This is a genomic window from Enterobacter cloacae complex sp. HYC033_NIDB (assembly GCF_056673335.1).
Window position 1 is genome coordinate 155,705 of the sequence record NZ_CP115124.1, and the last position, 16,887, is coordinate 172,591.

At 51.2% G+C, this 16,887-nt stretch carries 16 protein-coding genes; 2 read left to right on the top strand and 14 right to left on the bottom strand.

What is annotated here, in order from left to right; all coding sequences use genetic code 11:
- Position 1: 1 nt before the first annotated feature.
- Both O1721_RS24385 and O1721_RS24390 read left to right on the top strand, forming a co-directional pair.
- Positions 2-2,974 carry a Tn3 family transposase gene (locus O1721_RS24385; protein WP_001138073.1) on the top strand — a complete coding sequence of 991 codons (2,973 nt, stop codon included), beginning with the start codon at positions 2-4 and terminating at the stop codon, positions 2,972-2,974.
- Between the two features lie 78 nt (positions 2,975-3,052).
- Positions 3,053-4,057, top strand: coding sequence for an IS110-like element IS5075 family transposase (locus tag O1721_RS24390; protein ID WP_000427619.1), 1,005 nt, complete (start codon positions 3,053-3,055; stop codon positions 4,055-4,057).
- Positions 4,058-4,238: 181 nt separating this feature from the next.
- Here O1721_RS24390 and O1721_RS24395 read toward each other — a convergent pair whose 3' ends face one another.
- The 14 genes from O1721_RS24395 to O1721_RS24460 all read right to left on the bottom strand — a co-directional run bounded on the left by O1721_RS24395 (position 4,239) and on the right by O1721_RS24460 (position 16,866).
- On the bottom strand, positions 4,239-4,460 hold the full coding sequence (locus O1721_RS24395; RefSeq protein WP_000714163.1) for a hypothetical protein: 222 nt from the start codon (positions 4,458-4,460) through the stop codon (positions 4,239-4,241).
- A gap of 72 nt (positions 4,461-4,532) precedes the next feature.
- Positions 4,533-4,811 (bottom strand): hypothetical protein, encoded by a 279-nt coding sequence (locus O1721_RS24400; protein WP_000268337.1) that lies wholly within the window; start codon positions 4,809-4,811, stop codon positions 4,533-4,535.
- Positions 4,798-6,525, bottom strand: coding sequence for a DUF7146 domain-containing protein (locus O1721_RS24405; protein WP_000122922.1), 1,728 nt, complete (start codon positions 6,523-6,525; stop codon positions 4,798-4,800). Before O1721_RS24405 ends, O1721_RS24400 begins: the two co-directional genes overlap by 14 nt.
- A 177-nt stretch (positions 6,526-6,702) precedes the next feature.
- On the bottom strand, positions 6,703-7,089 hold the full coding sequence (locus tag O1721_RS24410; protein WP_001077336.1) for a hypothetical protein: 387 nt from the start codon (positions 7,087-7,089) through the stop codon (positions 6,703-6,705).
- Positions 7,090-7,547: 458 nt separating this feature from the next.
- Complete coding sequence (locus tag O1721_RS24415) at positions 7,548-8,399, bottom strand: hypothetical protein (protein ID WP_000595210.1); 852 nt, start codon at positions 8,397-8,399, stop codon at positions 7,548-7,550.
- A gap of 74 nt (positions 8,400-8,473) precedes the next feature.
- On the bottom strand, positions 8,474-9,031 hold the full coding sequence (locus O1721_RS24420) for a hypothetical protein (RefSeq protein WP_000064432.1): 558 nt from the start codon (positions 9,029-9,031) through the stop codon (positions 8,474-8,476).
- Positions 9,032-9,104: 73 nt separating this feature from the next.
- Positions 9,105-9,323, bottom strand: coding sequence for a hypothetical protein (locus tag O1721_RS24425; RefSeq protein ID WP_000260293.1), 219 nt, complete (start codon positions 9,321-9,323; stop codon positions 9,105-9,107).
- Positions 9,324-9,336: 13 nt separating this feature from the next.
- Entirely contained in the window at positions 9,337-9,606 is a 270-nt protein-coding gene (locus O1721_RS24430) for a hypothetical protein (protein WP_000184110.1), read from the bottom strand.
- The gene (gene yfbR / locus O1721_RS24435; protein ID WP_000071870.1) at positions 9,599-10,204 is read right to left on the bottom strand and encodes a 5'-deoxynucleotidase; all 606 of its coding nucleotides are present in this window, start codon (positions 10,202-10,204) and stop codon (positions 9,599-9,601) included. Before yfbR ends, O1721_RS24430 begins: the two co-directional genes overlap by 8 nt.
- A 71-nt stretch (positions 10,205-10,275) precedes the next feature.
- Positions 10,276-10,479 (bottom strand): hypothetical protein, encoded by a 204-nt coding sequence (locus O1721_RS24440; protein WP_000050847.1) that lies wholly within the window; start codon positions 10,477-10,479, stop codon positions 10,276-10,278.
- A 201-nt stretch (positions 10,480-10,680) separates the two neighbouring features.
- Positions 10,681-12,147 carry a hypothetical protein gene (locus O1721_RS24445; RefSeq protein ID WP_479953967.1) on the bottom strand — a complete coding sequence of 489 codons (1,467 nt, stop codon included), beginning with the start codon at positions 12,145-12,147 and terminating at the stop codon, positions 10,681-10,683.
- Positions 12,148-12,342: 195 nt separating this feature from the next.
- Positions 12,343-12,672 (bottom strand): hypothetical protein, encoded by a 330-nt coding sequence (locus O1721_RS24450; protein ID WP_000140246.1) that lies wholly within the window; start codon positions 12,670-12,672, stop codon positions 12,343-12,345.
- 204 nt (positions 12,673-12,876) lie between these two features.
- The gene (locus O1721_RS24455; RefSeq protein WP_157843391.1) at positions 12,877-15,591 is read right to left on the bottom strand and encodes a P-loop NTPase fold protein; all 2,715 of its coding nucleotides are present in this window, start codon (positions 15,589-15,591) and stop codon (positions 12,877-12,879) included.
- Positions 15,592-15,715: 124 nt separating this feature from the next.
- Positions 15,716-16,866 (bottom strand): IS3 family transposase gene (locus tag O1721_RS24460; RefSeq protein ID WP_087855188.1). Its coding sequence is split into 2 segments (ribosomal slippage): positions 15,716-16,608 and positions 16,608-16,866, totalling 1,152 coding nucleotides; the frame shifts between segments, so codons are not numbered across the junction.
- Between the last annotated feature and the right edge of the window lie 21 nt (positions 16,867-16,887).

The window sequence follows — 16,887 nt, forward strand, 5'->3', positions numbered from 1 at the left end:
CATGCCACGCCGCTCAATCCTGTCCGCCACCGAGCGCGAAAGCCTGCTGGCACTGCCAGATGCCAAAGACGAACTGATACGGCACTACACGTTCAACGAAACCGACCTGTCGGTGATCCGTCAGCGTCGCGGCGCCGCGAATCGATTGGGCTTCGCTGTGCAGCTTTGCTACTTGCGATTCCCTGGCACCTTTTTGGGCGTCGATGAGCCTCCGTTTCCGCCCCTGTTGCGCATGGTGGCCGCGCAACTCAAGATGCCAGTGGAAAGTTGGAGCGAGTACGGCCAGCGCGAACAGACACGGCGGGAGCACTTGGTCGAGCTGCAAACGGTTTTTGGGTTCAAGCCCTTCACCATGAGCCACTATCGGCAAGCCGTGCATACATTGACCGAGCTGGCCTTGCAGACCGACAAAGGCATCGTGCTGGCGAGCGCACTTGTCGAGAATCTGCGGCGGCAGAGCATTATCCTGCCCGCCATGAATGCCATCGAGCGCGCAAGCGCCGAGGCCATCACCCGTGCCAACCGACGCATTTACGCGGCGCTGACCGATTCTTTGTTATCACCCCACCGTCAGCGCCTGGACGAACTTCTCAAGCGCAAGGACGGCAGTAAAGTGACGTGGCTGGCATGGCTGCGCCAGTCGCCTGCCAAACCGAACTCTCGCCACATGCTCGAACATATTGAGCGCCTGAAATCCTGGCAAGCACTTGATCTGCCCGCAGGCATCGAGCGGCAGGTTCACCAGAACCGCCTGCTCAAAATCGCTCGTGAAGGTGGCCAGATGACGCCTGCTGATCTGGCAAAGTTCGAGGTGCAACGACGCTATGCCACGCTGGTAGCGCTGGCCATCGAAGGCATGGCCACCGTCACCGATGAAATCATCGACCTTCACGATCGCATCATCGGCAAGCTGTTCAACGCGGCCAAGAACAAGCATCAGCAGCAGTTCCAGGCTTCCGGCAAGGCGATCAACGACAAGGTGCGGATGTATGGGCGCATCGGTCAAGCGTTGATTGAGGCCAAGCAAAGCGGCAGCGATCCGTTCGCCGCCATCGAGGCCGTTATGCCCTGGGACACCTTCGCCGCCAGCGTCACCGAAGCGCAAACATTGGCGCGGCCTGCCGACTTTGATTTCCTGCACCACATCGGTGAAAGCTATGCCACGCTACGCCGCTACGCGCCGCAGTTCCTGGGCGTGCTCAAATTGCGGGCTGCGCCCGCCGCCAAGGGTGTGCTCGATGCCATCGACATGCTGCGCGGCATGAACAGCGACAGCGCGCGCAAGGTGCCCGCCGATGCGCCAACCGCATTCATCAAGCCGCGCTGGGCAAAGCTGGTTCTGACCGACGACGGCATCGACCGGCGTTACTACGAGTTATGCGCCCTGTCGGAGCTGAAGAACGCGCTGCGCTCCGGTGATGTCTGGGTGCAGGGTTCTCGCCAGTTCAAGGACTTCGACGAATACCTGGTGCCGGTCGAGAAGTTCGCCACTTTGAAGCTGGCCAGCGAATTGCCGCTGGCAGTGGCCACCGACTGCGACCAATACCTGCATGACCGGTTGGAATTGTTGGAGGCGCAACTCGCCACAGTCAACCGCATGGCTGCGGCCAACGACTTACCGGATGCCATCATCACCACCGCGTCAGGCCTGAAGATCACGCCGCTGGACGCGGCAGTACCAGACGCCGCGCAAGCCATGATCGACCAGACAGCTATGCTGCTGCCGCACCTCAAAATCACCGAGTTGCTGATGGAGGTCGATGAATGGACGGGCTTCACCCGCCACTTCACACACCTGAAGACCAGCGACACGGCCAAGGACAAAACCTTGCTGTTGACGACGATCCTGGCCGACGCGATCAACCTGGGTCTGACCAAAATGGCCGAGTCCTGCCCTGGCACCACCTACGCCAAGCTGTCTTGGCTGCAAGCCTGGCACATCCGCGATGAAACCTATTCGACGGCGCTGGCCGAGCTGGTGAATGCGCAGTTTCGGCAACCCTTCGCCGGCAACTGGGGTGACGGCACCACGTCATCGTCGGACGGCCAGAACTTCAGAACCGGCAGCAAAGCAGAAAGCACTGGTCATATCAACCCGAAGTATGGAAGCAGTCCAGGACGGACTTTCTACACCCATATCTCCGACCAGTACGCGCCCTTCAGTGCCAAGGTGGTCAACGTGGGCATTCGTGATTCAACTTACGTGCTTGATGGCCTGCTGTACCACGAGTCGGACTTGCGCATCGAGGAACACTACACCGACACGGCAGGCTTCACCGATCACGTGTTTGGCTTGATGCATTTGCTGGGATTTCGCTTCGCGCCGCGTATCCGTGACTTGGGCGAAACCAAGCTATTCATCCCCAAGGGCGATGCCGCCTATGACGCGCTCAAGCCGATGATTAGCAGCGACAGGCTGAACATCAAGCAAATACGCGCCCATTGGGATGAAATTCTGCGGCTGGCCACCTCCATCAAGCAAGGCACGGTAACGGCTTCGCTGATGCTGCGCAAACTCGGCAGCTACCCGCGCCAGAACGGCTTGGCCGTGGCGTTGCGCGAGCTGGGGCGCATCGAGCGCACGCTGTTCATTTTGGATTGGCTGCAAAGCGTGGAGCTGCGCCGCCGCGTCCATGCGGGGCTGAATAAGGGCGAGGCGCGCAACGCGCTGGCCAGGGCGGTCTTCTTCTACCGATTGGGTGAAATCCGCGACCGCAGTTTTGAGCAGCAGCGCTACCGGGCCAGCGGCCTCAATCTGGTGACGGCGGCCATCGTGTTGTGGAACACGGTATATCTGGAGCGTGCCACCAGTGCTTTGCGTGGCAACGGCACGGCGCTGGACGACACATTGTTGCAATATCTGTCGCCGCTGGGGTGGGAGCACATCAACCTGACCGGCGATTACCTATGGCGCAGCAGCGCCAAGGTCGGTGCGGGGAAGTTTAGGCCATTGCGACCGCTGCCACCGGCTTAGCGTGCTTTATTTAATGAGATGGTCACTCCCTCCTTCCCAGTACTATGCTGAGGACAGGCTTTCATTCGGAGAACCATCATGGAAAACATTGCGCTTATTGGTATCGATCTGGGTAAGAACTCTTTCCATATTCATTGTCAGGATCATCGTGGGAAGGCCGTTTACCGTAAAAAATTCACCCGACCAAAGCTAATCGAATTTCTGGCGACATGCCCGGCAACAACCATCGCGATGGAAGCCTGTGGCGGTTCTCACTTTATGGCACGCAAGCTGGAAGAGTTAGGGCATTTTCCAAAGCTGATATCACCGCAATTTGTCCGCCCATTCGTTAAAAGCAACAAAAATGACTTCGTTGATGCTGAAGCTATCTGTGAAGCAGCATCACGTCCATCTATGCGTTTCGTGCAGCCCAGAACCGAATCTCAGCAGGCAATGCGAGCTCTGCATCGTGTCCGTGAATCCCTGGTTCAGGATAAGGTGAAAACAACTAATCAGATGCATGCTTTTCTGCTGGAATTTGGTATCAGCGTTCCGCGAGGTGCTGCCGTTATTAGTCGACTGAGTACCCTTCTTGAGGACAGTAGTTTGCCTCTTTATCTCAGCCAGTTACTGCTGAAATTACAACAGCATTATCACTATCTTGTTGAGCAGATTAAAGATCTGGAATCTCAGTTGAAACGAAAGTTGGACGAAGATGAGGTTGGACAGCGCTTGCTGAGTATTCCCTGCGTTGGAACGCTGACTGCCAGTACTATTTCAACTGAGATTGGCGACGGGAAGCAGTACGCCAGCAGCCGTGACTTTGCGGCGGCAACAGGGCTGGTACCCCGACAGTACAGCACGGGAGGTCGGACGACATTGTTAGGGATTAGCAAGCGGGGCAACAAAAAGATCCGAACTTTGTTGGTTCAGTGTGCCAGGGTATTCATACAAAAACTGGAACACCAGTCTGGCAAGTTGGCCGACTGGGTCAGGGAGTTGTTGTGTCGGAAAAGCAACTTTGTCGTCACCTGTGCTCTGGCAAACAAGCTGGCCAGAATAGCCTGGGCACTGACGGCGCGACAGCAAACTTACGAAGCATAAAGGCAGAAATACACCAGTTTAAACAATCATTCATCTGGTTTTGCGAATACTGATATTGATGATACTAACGGCCCACCGGCCTGTTGAGGAACCTGTAAAACGGAAAGGCTCATTGAAGCCGTATATTTTCTGGAGGTTCATCAGGCGCGGAACTCATCGAGGCGCGGGAATAAAATCCCATTCAGACGCCGGATAGATTCAAGCAAGCCAACTTGTCGTCAAAATCGGTGTTGCAAAAACGGGAGTGACCATAGATTCCGTTTTCTGAGACGACCCCTACAATACCGACACCGATGGCTGTTACGGCGACCTTACGCAGGTCTTCACCGATAGCTCCCAGAGTCTTCTTGTCAGGAGAGAAAAGACGCACAAACCACGTCTTAATACGCAAAAACTTTTTCATGATTACCTCCATAGTTGAAGAGGAGGCGAATCATGCCTGAGAGGGCATGAACACCCCCTCAGGGTTAAAGTTTTAGGCAGACAAAGCTGTTGGCTTCGCCTTGTTCATCTTCATTGAGTTAATGATCTTCGTCGCTTCATCAGCAAACGGGCCAGTAACTTGGATAGGCTCCCTTCTTGCGAAGGAGGCTGTCACCATCATTCTCTGGCCGTGCATCAGATGACGATACCGAGACCGCATAAGCTCAACGTAGGCCGCAGAGTCCCCCTCCCACCCCTCAGGGGGAGAGAAGGGGCACACCGCGTCGTTACCAGGCGTTGTATCAACCTTCGAGACATCAATGACGGCCATACTCAGCTCTCCTTCTCGCAATGAAATCGCGCAGGTAGCGAGCATTCGGGAAACCGAGGCTTCCCTGACTCATCAGGACATCGTTCCAGTCAATCCCTTTCGCTCTGGGCGGGATCGGGAGCTTAGGCAGCAGGACGTACACACGAATGCCGCGCTTCTCCAGCTTGGCTTTCAGCACGTTCGCTGACTTCTCCCCAGTCACAGACTTATCTTTGTCAGCCCAGATCAGTACGGTGTGAACACCTTCTGGAACCTCGAAGGACTCCATTAGGGTGGCATTGACCGTTGACCAAACCGGGATTTGAGTGACTCGATAAGCTGACAGAGCTGTTTCCAGCCCTTCTGCAACACCCAGGATACCCTCAGTCGGTTCACCGAGGCGGATGGCCGCGCCATTGACATCCAAACCGTCAGGAATGGGCATCATCTTTTTGGCGTTGCCGACCTTGGCTTTTTTACCGTTTTGGGTGAGATAGGTGCGGTGGAGCGTTACCAGGTTGCCTTCCACATCTCGGATAGCGCAGACGATAGCCGGGAATTTCCCAACTTCATTGCCATCTTCGTCGTAGTAGGCCATAGCCGGATTGAACCGCAGACAGTCTGTTTTTTCTACTTCATCAACTTTGAACAGCAGCTCGCGGTTTTTGAAGTACAGACGCATTGGCTCAGTCACATGACTGGAGAACGGCAAACACTCGTTCCATACCTTCTCGATTTTCTCACGGAGACGAGCACTGTAAGCGCGTTCGCGCTCCATTCTCTTCTCCATTTCTTCTTGGAGCTCAAGCAACCAAGGCTTAGGTTGTTCACGAAACATCGGAACAACTTTCGGCTTATTTTCGCTGCTTTGCTCTTCCGGTTGTGTGGCCGCAGGTTGTACTTGCGGTGCCGGAGTTTCTACCTTGCGGTTGACCACAGGGGCCGACTCAACATGGTGACTCACCGGCTCAACACCACCGTTCGAGCGAGCGCGGAACTGCGTTACCGTAGCGCCGCGACGTTCCACCAGCCAGGTGTTGCGATGCGTTTGCATAGGTTGTTCTCTCACAACATTCCCCTGCTCGTCCTTAACTTCAACGACGACAGTTACAGGCTCGCGCCCGAGGTTTGTCATGACGATCTCATCCCCATACTTGGCTTCACTTTCACCAATGGCTCTTTCAAGATCCACGCCCCAGATGGTGCGTTCCAAACCGCTCTTGTCACGGATGAAGGCAAAGTAGCTGAGCTCGTTGTCTTCGTTATGCTCATAAGGAGCTTTACCGTGGGCAATCAGAGTACCGGCAATGGATTTTTTACGATTCTTGGAATCGAGAACCTTGTTATTCACCTTCATAGGCTCTTGCTGAACAGGCGCTTTGGCCTGGACAGGAGCTCGTGTCGGTGCAGCGGCTTGTTGATACTGGGGTTGCTCTTTCTCAACGCCCAGATAATCACCAACCTCGCTCAGGCACTGTTTAAAGTCCCAGTTATTGAGCCACATCAGCAGCTCAAAACCATCATGATTGGCACCGCATGTATTGCATACGCCGCCACCAGTCAGGTGGGCATCCTTGAACAGTCGGAAGCCATCTTTCCCGCCGTGGATAGGACAAGAAACATGACGACCAGGTTTACGGAGAGCTGGTTCAAGATGGGGCGCTAGGGCCGCCAGGATGAATAGCCAGTTTCCGTTTGCAGCTTCACGAACGGTGTCAGCTTTGTAGTAAGACATAGGTTTTCTCCTTAGCGTGAACCCCAGCATCGAGGCTTCCTTAAACCCCCGTCGCCAGGGTTTTAAGGAAACCCCGACACCGGGAGAATGTGCCAAGGAGGCTCCCCAGCCGGGGAGTTCTCCCCGGCGAGGGGTTTAAAAAGGTCGCCCCCGAAACGGAGGCGAATTTTGTGAATATCACAAGCACAAATGAGCGCCCTCTTCCGAGGCCATCATGATTGTGACATCTGCGGTTACAGGATCTGACTTAATCACAACCTCAGTGGGTTTGAAAAAGCCATCTACAGTGGGCATGGGGTAATAAAGACGAATCTTTCCCCAATTCTTGTTGTCGGTAAAAGCGACCTTTGTTTGAGCAACACAAAGCTGCAAAAACATGAAAAGGAAGTCTTCTACCGAGTGCTTACCATCTGCACCAAATACTCCATCGACAATTGCCGGGGTCACTGCCACATTGGTCAGGAAACCAGCTTGTTTACCGATGGAAGATTGGTCCACCAGCAGACCATCATTGATGGCTTGTTGACGGATTTGGGCGAGGTCCAATTTAGCTACTTGGTTCATAAGGTGTACTCCAAAGTTAATGGGTACACCTACCCCGTGCGGGGAAGTGTACCCGCATGGGTTATTGAAAGGTCACGGCCAAAGCCGAGCTTTAAGGTTCCGAGTTTTACGCTGGCTGAATGCGCCAAAGAACGGTCGGAGGAAACGAGTCAGCGACACGCTTCACATTCGCGTAAAGAGTGTCCGTAAAGACACGCTCTAAGCGACGACCACCTTGACGATAAACCAACTTAAAGTCTTGGAATTTGTTCATGGATACCTCCAGAAATAACGGGAGGTATCTCCAGCAGGAGATAGACTCCCGCAGGGATTAATAAATTAACGTTAATTTGCTGTTTGTTTTTGGCGACCAGCTATCGCACTTTTCGCTCTCCGAAGAGAACAAAATCTGCTTACTGATGGTATTCACCATGAGTAAGAAGACTTGGGAAGTAAAGCAGGGGTTTCCCCCTGCCTTGTTATGCCGCTTTGAGGTGGCGAGAGAAAAAGTCCCTGGTTTGCTGGATAGCTCCCCGGAGAAGTTCTCGTCTGTAGCCAGCGTAGCTCTTGTCATCACTGGCAACGGTCAAGCCGTGCAGACTCTCTTCACCCAGGACAATCTCGTTTTCACGAGAGAGTACCTCAACACGTAGGCCAAGCACTCGCTCTTTCCCTTCCAGGATAGAACAAATTGTTTGGTCTCTTACTTCGTCATCCCAGTGGCCCATATCGAAATCCCGCTCAGGGAGTTCAGTAACACGCACCAGGTAGTTTTCAGTGGCCCGTTCCCAAACCACTTCATCTTCGCATGGAGAGGCCTCGATCAGCGAGTACCCGTCCGCTTCGAGCTTCTTGGAAAGACTTTTTACATCATCCGCCAGCTCCAGCACAAAGCGTTCCCAGAGGTCTTGCCAGCGCTCGACCATATCCTGGTTAATCCCTTCAATGCCGGTGCCAATCATGGAATCATCATCAGGGAAGATCCCTGTGAAGTCCACGTTGTCGTCGATGTTCATGCAGTTCCAATGGCTGTAGTGATGCCCGTGACTATTCCGAGTAATGGACAGGTCACAGGAACCATATTCGCGGAGGACAGAAAGCATATTCTCAATGTCTTTCTGTGCCATCAGGTTCTTCACGCGGCTGACAGCATCCACTTGGCCGGGCTCAGTGCTGAATAGGCGATTCATGAGAGCTTTGACGTCATCAACGCTCAAATCCCCGTAGAAGGCTACGCCATCCCCCTGGCAGTATCCGAGACTGTACTCAATCGTCAGATCATCCGGGTATCCACACTTAACCAGTTCGTTTTGAAAATGCTGTTTAATCATTGGTATCTCCTTAATTTCAGAGGGAGACACCATCCCCTCAGGGACCGATGTCCCCCGTGGGGTTAATGTTTGGGTTAAGAAGCCTTGCGGCTTAATTCAGTATCAAATCGAGGACCTTTGAGAACCGCAGTTTTCATAACCTCGAAGTTTCTTGGGTAACGCAGCTTTGAAACTGCGCCAGCTCGGATGTCGGCAGCCTCACTTGGAGAGACTAGCCTTAACCCTTCGCTGGTTTCAGCGTAGAACCAACCGGCATAACGCTCATAGGCATTCTGCTGGTACTGTTCAGTCGCCATATTCTTCCGGATCGCCTCTGTTAAGGCCTCAACAACACCGTCATCTTTCGTGATGATGTTGAAAACATGAGAGACAGTCAGGAAGTTCCCAAAGAAGCAGGCTGCCCCAAGCCAAGGCTGGAACATTTCGCCATTTCGCCCCGTCCTCACCATTGGTTCAAACGGGTATGGGCGATAACAGTGATACTGCTCAAACATCGGGTCAAGAACGTTGTCACCCAGGACATCCAGTAAAGTCTGAATACTGTCCGGGTCTTGGCCTGCCCACTTACTCCCATTGCTGAGAATCAGTGTTTTACCGTCAGTACGCTCCAGAGCTTGTTCAAAGTTAGACATAGTGCATTCCTTTTGGTTAGGACGCACCACACCCTCTCGGGATGATGCGCCCGAGTGGGTTAGTTGAGAAGGCTTAGCCGTCAAGTCCGTAAATTACGGCGGAGCCGGGCTCCATCTCGACAACTTGTGCGCTTCCTTCTTCTATCAGCTCCTGCATGTAACCAGACTCAGCATCCGGATTACGTTCGCAGTGTTCGTCCCAGCGTTTCAAAAGCCCTTCTGTGGCTTGTCCGTGGGTCTCACCAAGGCCGATAAACTCATAGTGTCCTGTGTTTACGATGATCACCACCATAGCTAGTGCTCTCCTACAGGTCACTTGGTACATACAGGTCATCTTTGATGGCAGAAAAATCGACAGGAGACTGGTCCCCATAGGTTCGATTCACGCCACCAGCATCATCGACACTGACAAAAACCGTGCGGAGTAAACCGCTGGGCTTTGCAGGGTAAACGATGCTGACATGCTGACCTTTGTACTGTTCTGACAAAGTGCTTTGAAGCTCATCAACCGAACGGAATTTCCGGTCGCGGCCAAAGTCCTTAATCTTGATGTCGCCAGGGATTGGATTAGTCATCGTTACCCCCTGCCAGCAGTTTATCTACTGAATGGCCGAGTCCGTTACCAAACCATTTGTCCAGAGCGTCGATTTCCGGGAAGTCCGATTTCACCTGAGCAACAACACGTTCCATTTTGCTGAGAGCATCCTGGAACTCAAGGCCATTACCTGCGGCCACCTCAAGTTTGCACTTGATGTAAGCGGAGTAGGTATCACAGGCCTTAACCAGTGATTGTTCATAGCCACCGGGAGCGAAGGCTATGGCGACTGCATCCTGGAGTTCTTCGGGAAGAGTCTGGATGAGTTTGTCCTCTGCGGCCTTTTCCAGTCGTTCAAACTCACGCTGCAAAACAGCGTTTGCTTTCTTGACCGGTGTTACAACATCCGAACAGAGAACCTCGGCTGCATCATGCAACGAAGCATGAGCAAGCATGACTGCCAGATCCACCGACTTCCCTTGCTGAATGGCAATATTGCCAGCCAGGTAGGAAAGCAGGGTAACAACAGCGCTGTGTTCCAACACAGACTCCGGTTGAACAGAGTGCATCAGTGACCAGCGTTTGATCAGGCGTTGGCGCAAGGCCAGAGCTAGAAAGCCGAAATTTGAATTAGACATAGTGCCTCCAAAATTGGTTGGAGGTACACCAAAGCCGACCGGGCCTTGGTGTACCCGGTTGGGTTACTTAGTTATCTCGGGTCAAGCTGCTTAGCTATAGCGAGTAAAAACGGATGGAATGGATGATCTTGCGGGACACCCCCAACAAGCTCACGGGCTAAACCGACTGAGTTTGTAGCCAACACCTCTTTGACGGCCAGAATGATTTCATTGTCGATTTCATCCTGGATCTTTCGTTGTTGGTCCACCAGCCGACTTAACTTGTCTAGGCTCATGCTTCTCTCCTTTGTTTGTGGGAGAGAACCCAGGAGGGGTTTCCTCCCGAGGGGTTAGGTTATTGCTGTTTTGGGCCAGCTACCGTTATAGCCAGCAAGCGCTGACAATGAACAAAGAGTATGACAGCCACCTAAAAGGGTAAAACGCTGTAATTGCCCTTTTGGGGTGCAAAAGAAAAAGCCCTCCCGAAGGAGGGCTTTTTATGCGGCCAAGGACAAGCCTTGCTGTCCTCTTTGCAACTCTGTGTCGTCGCGGCGATGTAAGCGTTGAACCGCCTTGATCATCGTTCTGACATGTCGCTCCAAAGAGGCTGGATGGCGTTTTGACAGTAGGTTGATCCAGTCGAGATAGATAGCAAGCGCGGAACCTTCGGTTAGGGCTGCCTGTATCGCCTCATACTGCCCTACGGCACTCTGGACCACATCATTCATCCACTGGGCGTCAGTATTGTCCAAGAGCTCGCAGAGGGCCGTATAAGCCTTCCTTCTGGTCGCGGCCATGTAACGACGAATGTTGGCGTTTCCGCTCCCCTCTCGCCCTTCCATGACGCTCATACAGAATGCGCTGGAGTAACAAAGCATCGCGTCAGTCACGTAGTTAAACCATCGCTCCTGATGCCGTTTCTGTTCTTCCATTGCTTCCTGGTCAAGTTGCTTCTCGATGAACAACCCCGTCGGAGTACGGTGGTGCAGATGGTACTTGAACGTTAAGTGCAAGTTGACCCACCAGCGTACCGTTGCCAGTCTTCCCTTGATTTTTCGCTTCACCAGATCTTTGTACTTAGCATCGCTAAGCACTTTGACATCCTTGCGCTGTTGGATTCCTTCCATCGTCTGTAGCCCTGTAAGGCCCATCTGGTGGTAGGTTTGACCTCTTTGCATCATACGGTGATACAAAGCGCCTTTTCCTTTCGCAAGCTGGATTGCTCCGAACCGAAGGTAGAACTGCGCTGCACTACCGGGCGTATAATGTCCCTTTAGTACAGACTCCCTTAGTCGCGGGTATTCGTTCCAGATGATGAACGCAGCGGAGTCGGGATCGACTTTCACTTCATCATCTTCTGCGAAGCAAACCACCCTTCTCTTTCCGTCTGCGGTATTGATCACTTGCGCTGCCAACGGGTCATCCCCGCCGTCAAAGTAAGCCATTTCCGCTAACGGATCGGCCAAGCCATCAGAAAGCGAACCATCGCCCCAGCGACCAACCTTCAACCACAATGGCTTCGGAATTGGTGACTGAGGAACGGTTTCACACTGCGGCTCGTCTTCCAGCAAGTCCAGATCACCCATCGACCAAACCCTGTGGTAAATCTCCAGGGCATGGAAAGGCTTATCATTGAAATGATGGAAGGCCCACATGAAGTCGATATGGACTAAAGCCTCTTCCGATATGATCCGGAATTGTGGCTCTGCCATTCGACGGTTCCAGTCGTTATCCTCTGCTTGACCAGTAGCCAGCTTGTATGCCAGCTCATCAGCTCTCTTTTGCTCCATGTAGTCCATGCTGCAACAGACATGAAGCAATCGTTCTAGGAAAACAGGACTGTAAACGTCCGGCTGTATTTTGATGTATCCGCCCTCGTAAATCGTTCGACCTACGGGATGGCGGTCTTCCCATGCGTACCGGCGTTTTGCCAAGTAGCGCTGGATGCGGTTCACCCCCGACATATAGCCATGCCTTTCAGGGTCCGTGGCAAGCAACGTCTCCATTGACTTATCCAACCCAACAGCCTGGCAAAATGAGCACCCTATAATTCTGATCATTTAGAAATTTTTTTGCGTTTAAAATCAATGAATTGAAAGATTTCATTTTTCTAAGTCTGATAAAACAGATGAAAACCCAACTGACTATACTCATAAAACTCAATCTTTGCGCTGCTGTACGATACCAGTAATTACAGGCGCCGAGTTTAACATCATGAAAAGTAGCCCAATAATGAATGACGCAACGCCAGCTGCGGTGCCTAACTTCTGACTGAACACCATTGAAACAAAGTACATATTTGGGATAAAAACGGACATAGCAATCACGAAAAGTAACTTATTCAGATAATTATTTATTCGGGTCTTAACCTCAACTCTATCATAAAAAGCCATCGAAACGTAAGCAGTTATCAGTGAATAAAAAGACCATGTCATATAGTTAACCGATTCATTAAATGCCTCTCGCAAAAGCAAAGCACTTTCTGTCATTCCCTACCTCATTAAATCAATAGAAAATAAATCTGAATAATTTATTTTTAAAAGAAAAGAACACAACATAACTTCAGTAGTTATGATTAATCCCTGAATGATTATTTCTTAGCAAGATATAACATGCTTAATGTATATCAGGCAATAAAAAAACTCCCAAAGACCACCGCTGTGGTCTTCAGGTATAGGATTTAAAGAACGAACTCAGTCCGGAAACGTATCACTATCTTCTGTAACGTCCGCTTTCTCTGGTAACATTCTGTTTTTAATATACTGTGAATTCCTGCAGATGAGAGGAAAAATCTCCGAGTTATTCATTATACAACTCGTTGCCGTACGGGCGTCCTCCGGAGACCATGATGAAAATGAAAACGTCTGACGGTCAAGCCATTGAGACAATAATACATTATCAACAGAAGCGCTAAACAGCGCCGCAATAGCCCTGCGTTCAACGGCCTTCTCAGGTTCAATAAACGACAACTCATTATGAAAACGGGTAATAATCGCAATACGGCTGTCAATACGAATATGTCTTTCAAGTAAGACATCGTGCAACTCATCAAGTACAGTCTCTCTCTGGGTATCGTCGAGGCAAGACCACAGGAAATGAATGTTCTCGGCATTTGTGACAACGTCTGGCTCTGCATCACGGAACCATGATGCAAAGATACCCACACTACCTTCCATCCGGATATGCTGCCCCTGAAGTTGCATTTGTTCAAGGATAAAGCGCATGTTCACAGGAAGAACCGTAAAACACTCAATAAGCCTTTCAGAAGAACTAAATACTCCACATGCCAGGGCGTTCAGCTTTTTCTTCAAAATATCAAACTGCTCACCTGACTGATATACGTCATGGAGAAATACTGGACCCATAGCATTCACATCAGACTCAATTATTTTCTCTGACAGTGCTTTTTGACGCTCTCGCACAAATATTAAAAGAGAGGTTGCATTTGTAGCTTCTTTGATGACGTCATACTGACCTTTAACAAAGCTCAGGACAGGTATATTCACCAGAAGACCTAAATCAACAATCCTGCCAACAGCATTTTTGATGTACGGCAGAACATTTTTATCCTTAAGTGCTATAAAGATACTCTCGGCAGTACGTAGATAACGAAGATATGCAGCCAAAGCCAGGTCAAACCGTTCCTCACCAATATGTTCACTGTACGACTCGATACCGGCATAGTTACCATGGAGCACCATGTGAGCAACAGCCTGTGCAGCAAATTCCGCAGGGAAGAGATTCCTCGTCGCCGTATTATTAAGATAATATTGATTTAAAACATTATTATTCCAGTCCGGGCTCAGAACAATTTTTCTGAAATGGATAACGTCCTCAACAACCTGACGATTTTTAAGCGTCATTATTGCAGAGCTAACCTGAGCCCCACCTGTACCATCATTCTTTCCAATTACGTTCTGTACCGCCTTCGATGCAATATTGATATGCCGGATAATTCCCGGATTAAAAAGGTCTATCTGAGGTTGCTCAGCTCCATAGCGTAACATCTCCTCCCGACCGTGATTTCCGATATCTAGTGTGCCAATTTTCAGGTTTGACAAGGTCTCTTCATTATTGACAAGGTATTCCACATAAAATACGCCATCTACAAAATTCTCCATTTTATTCAGTAGTGATTCACCGGCCAGAACAGAGTATGAATCAGCTTCCTGCAGCAACGTCTGCGTGGATTCAGCCTCCAATTTTTCTGAATCCTGAATTTCATCAAGTTTACTCACAATAAACGATATTTGCCTTTCGACGAAAGGCTCTAGGCTTATCCGCCCGTCAGCCATCAGTTTCTGCAGACTCAATACGAAACCTTCATCATTCTTTTCTCTGAGTGAAACAGCATAACTCTGATTCAGCATTTGCACTGCGACTTTGAGTTGCGGTTCGGCGAGAGCCTGACACTTCTCATCCATCCGGCTATAAGAAACCAGCCAGTCTCGCATCTGAATATGTGGTGCCACTCGCTGCCATGCTTCAGCGAAACCCCACAAGGCCGTCAGTTCTTCAAGCCGTGGGATATTTATAGCACCAATCGCGTCTTTAAGAGGCGTATCAAGCAACTCGCTCCTGGCAAGCTCCACCGTGGACTGATAGTGGATGCTCATCAGAAATTCGCTCCATCTTTCTGTATCGTTATTAAAAATTCGGGATATTTGTTGATAAGTTAGCGAGAGCATCTCGTCAAAATCATCCGGAGCAATACCGGGTTCGGTCTGACTAGCTTTGGGATCGCGAAGTAATACTTTAATATCTCGCTCCCCGTATCTGACCACCAGTAAGTAGAGAGCAATAAGAATATGGCGATGATCTTCTGTTGCAGGAACGGTAAGGTTCAGAATATGAATATCATTAACAAACTTCTTCATTAATCGCGGTGTGATACGAGGATACTCAGAGGGTTTCCAGCGCTCAAGCAACACCGTTGCTTCCCGGCACGCTATCCCTGCATCCTCATTTACTGTTTCTTTCCAGTACTGCCTTAACGCTTCCTGCCATCCTGCCGAAATAAGAGGAGGAACCTGAAAACTTACAGGAATCCGCTTTGCAATAAACTCACGCCCGCTGAAACCCGCCACAGAAAGTGAGGCTGAAACCTGTCTTGCCGAATAGGGCACCACTATCCTGAAGTGTTCATGAGTGGCTCCGGCAATAAGCTCCATATCACTCCAGAGCTCTTTCACTTTGTCTGCACTGATTCGGTCCAGATTATCAATGATAAGGATGAAGCGATCTCCATGGGAAATGACCTCTTTGGAGGTAAATCCCTGCAGAGCTTCAGCCAGCTCAATAGCTCCGACCTCCTTATTAACTAGCCAAGTCTCTTCAATCCTGTCAGTACTGTTGCGTTTGAACAAATCACCAATACTCGAATACCCTTTCTTTCTGTACCATTCCATGTTCTGCAGGCATGCCAGTCCTGCGACCATAATGGCAGGAGAAAGAAACGCGGCCACCTCAACATAAAAAAGCCACCCTAATAATGACTCCTTGTGATCCTACCCACGTAATGTGGACACGGCCCTAAGCGAGGTTCTGGTTTTCAAATTGTTCGGGACTGAGTCCGCCACAGGCACTGTGTCGGCGCCACCGATTGTAATCACACTCGATATAATTAAACACCGTCATCCGCATGATTTCCCGGCTGATAAGGCGTTCCCCGTGGATACATTCCACCTTCAGCGAGTGGAAGAAGCTTTCCGCGCAGGCATTGTCGTAACAACATCCTTTGGCACTCATGCTACCGTGCAGATTATGCCGCTTCAGTAACGCCAGATAGTCTGCCGAACAGTACTGCCCGCCTCTGTCCGTATGCACGATGACATTTTCCGGGCGCTTACGTCGCCAGAGTGCCATCTGTAGCGCATCGCAGGCCAGCTGCGCTGTCATCCGCGACGACATCGACCAGCCGATGACAGCACGGGACCACAGGTCAATGACCACCGCCAGGTACAACCAGCCTTCGTCCGTGCGCAAGTACGTGATGTCACCCGCCCACTTCTGATTCGGGCCACTCGCGTAAAAATCCTGTTTCAGCAGATTTTCAGACACCGGCAGGCCATGTTCGCGGTATCGGACCGGGCTGAACTTCCGGGCCGCTTTTGCGCGAAGCCCCTGACGCCGCAGGCTGGCGGCAATGGTTTTGACGTTGTACTCAGGCAGTTCGTCAGCGAGACGAGGCGCACCATAACGCTGTTTTGCCTCAGTGAATGCCTGACGGACAGCAGTATCACAGACGAGCCGGAACTGCTGACGTGGTGTTATCTGCTGACGACGCAGACGCCACGCATACCAGCCGCTACGGGCGACCCGCAGTACCCGGCATATGGCTTTGACGCTGAACTCAGCCCGATGTTTTTCAATAAAGACATACTTCATTTCAGGCGCTTCGCGAAGTATGTCGCGGCCTTTTGGAGAATGGCCAGCTCCTCTGCCTGTTCCGCCAGTTGGCGCTTAAGACGGGCAATTTCAACGGACATTTCCTGCTCACGTTCGGAAGAGCTGCGGGCATTGTTAATCTTACTGCGCCATGCGTAGAGCTGGGATTCGTACAGGCTGAGTTCCCGGGCAGCGGCAGCAACACCGATACGTTCCGCAAGCTTCAGGGCTTCGTTGCGGAATTCAGGCGTGTACTGTTTGCGGGGCTTCTTACTGGTTGATGCTGGTTTTGTCATGAGTCACCTCTGGTTAAGAGT

Excerpts from the sequence above, each read along its gene's own strand:
- O1721_RS24455 (WP_157843391.1), bottom strand. The coding sequence starts at position 15,591 with ATGGAATGGTACAGAAAGAAAGGGTATTCGAGTATTGGTGATTTGTTC.
- O1721_RS24415 (WP_000595210.1), bottom strand. The coding sequence starts at position 8,399 with ATGATTAAACAGCATTTTCAAAACGAACTGGTTAAGTGTGGATACCCG.
- O1721_RS24395 (WP_000714163.1), bottom strand. The coding sequence starts at position 4,460 with ATGAAAAAGTTTTTGCGTATTAAGACGTGGTTTGTGCGTCTTTTCTCT.
- O1721_RS24425 (WP_000260293.1), bottom strand. The coding sequence starts at position 9,323 with ATGGTGGTGATCATCGTAAACACAGGACACTATGAGTTTATCGGCCTT.
- O1721_RS24385 (WP_001138073.1), top strand. The coding sequence starts at position 2 with ATGCCACGCCGCTCAATCCTGTCCGCCACCGAGCGCGAAAGCCTGCTG.
- O1721_RS24430 (WP_000184110.1), bottom strand. The coding sequence starts at position 9,606 with ATGACTAATCCAATCCCTGGCGACATCAAGATTAAGGACTTTGGCCGC.
- O1721_RS24390 (WP_000427619.1), top strand. The coding sequence starts at position 3,053 with ATGGAAAACATTGCGCTTATTGGTATCGATCTGGGTAAGAACTCTTTC.
- O1721_RS24420 (WP_000064432.1), bottom strand. The coding sequence starts at position 9,031 with ATGTCTAACTTTGAACAAGCTCTGGAGCGTACTGACGGTAAAACACTG.
- O1721_RS24410 (WP_001077336.1), bottom strand. The coding sequence starts at position 7,089 with ATGAACCAAGTAGCTAAATTGGACCTCGCCCAAATCCGTCAACAAGCC.
- yfbR (WP_000071870.1), bottom strand. The coding sequence starts at position 10,204 with ATGTCTAATTCAAATTTCGGCTTTCTAGCTCTGGCCTTGCGCCAACGC.
- O1721_RS24445 (WP_479953967.1), bottom strand. The coding sequence starts at position 12,147 with ATGTCGGGGGTGAACCGCATCCAGCGCTACTTGGCAAAACGCCGGTAC.
- O1721_RS24400 (WP_000268337.1), bottom strand. The coding sequence starts at position 4,811 with ATGGCCGTCATTGATGTCTCGAAGGTTGATACAACGCCTGGTAACGAC.
- O1721_RS24440 (WP_000050847.1), bottom strand. The coding sequence starts at position 10,479 with ATGAGCCTAGACAAGTTAAGTCGGCTGGTGGACCAACAACGAAAGATC.
- O1721_RS24405 (WP_000122922.1), bottom strand. The coding sequence starts at position 6,525 with ATGTCTTACTACAAAGCTGACACCGTTCGTGAAGCTGCAAACGGAAAC.
- O1721_RS24450 (WP_000140246.1), bottom strand. The coding sequence starts at position 12,672 with ATGACAGAAAGTGCTTTGCTTTTGCGAGAGGCATTTAATGAATCGGTT.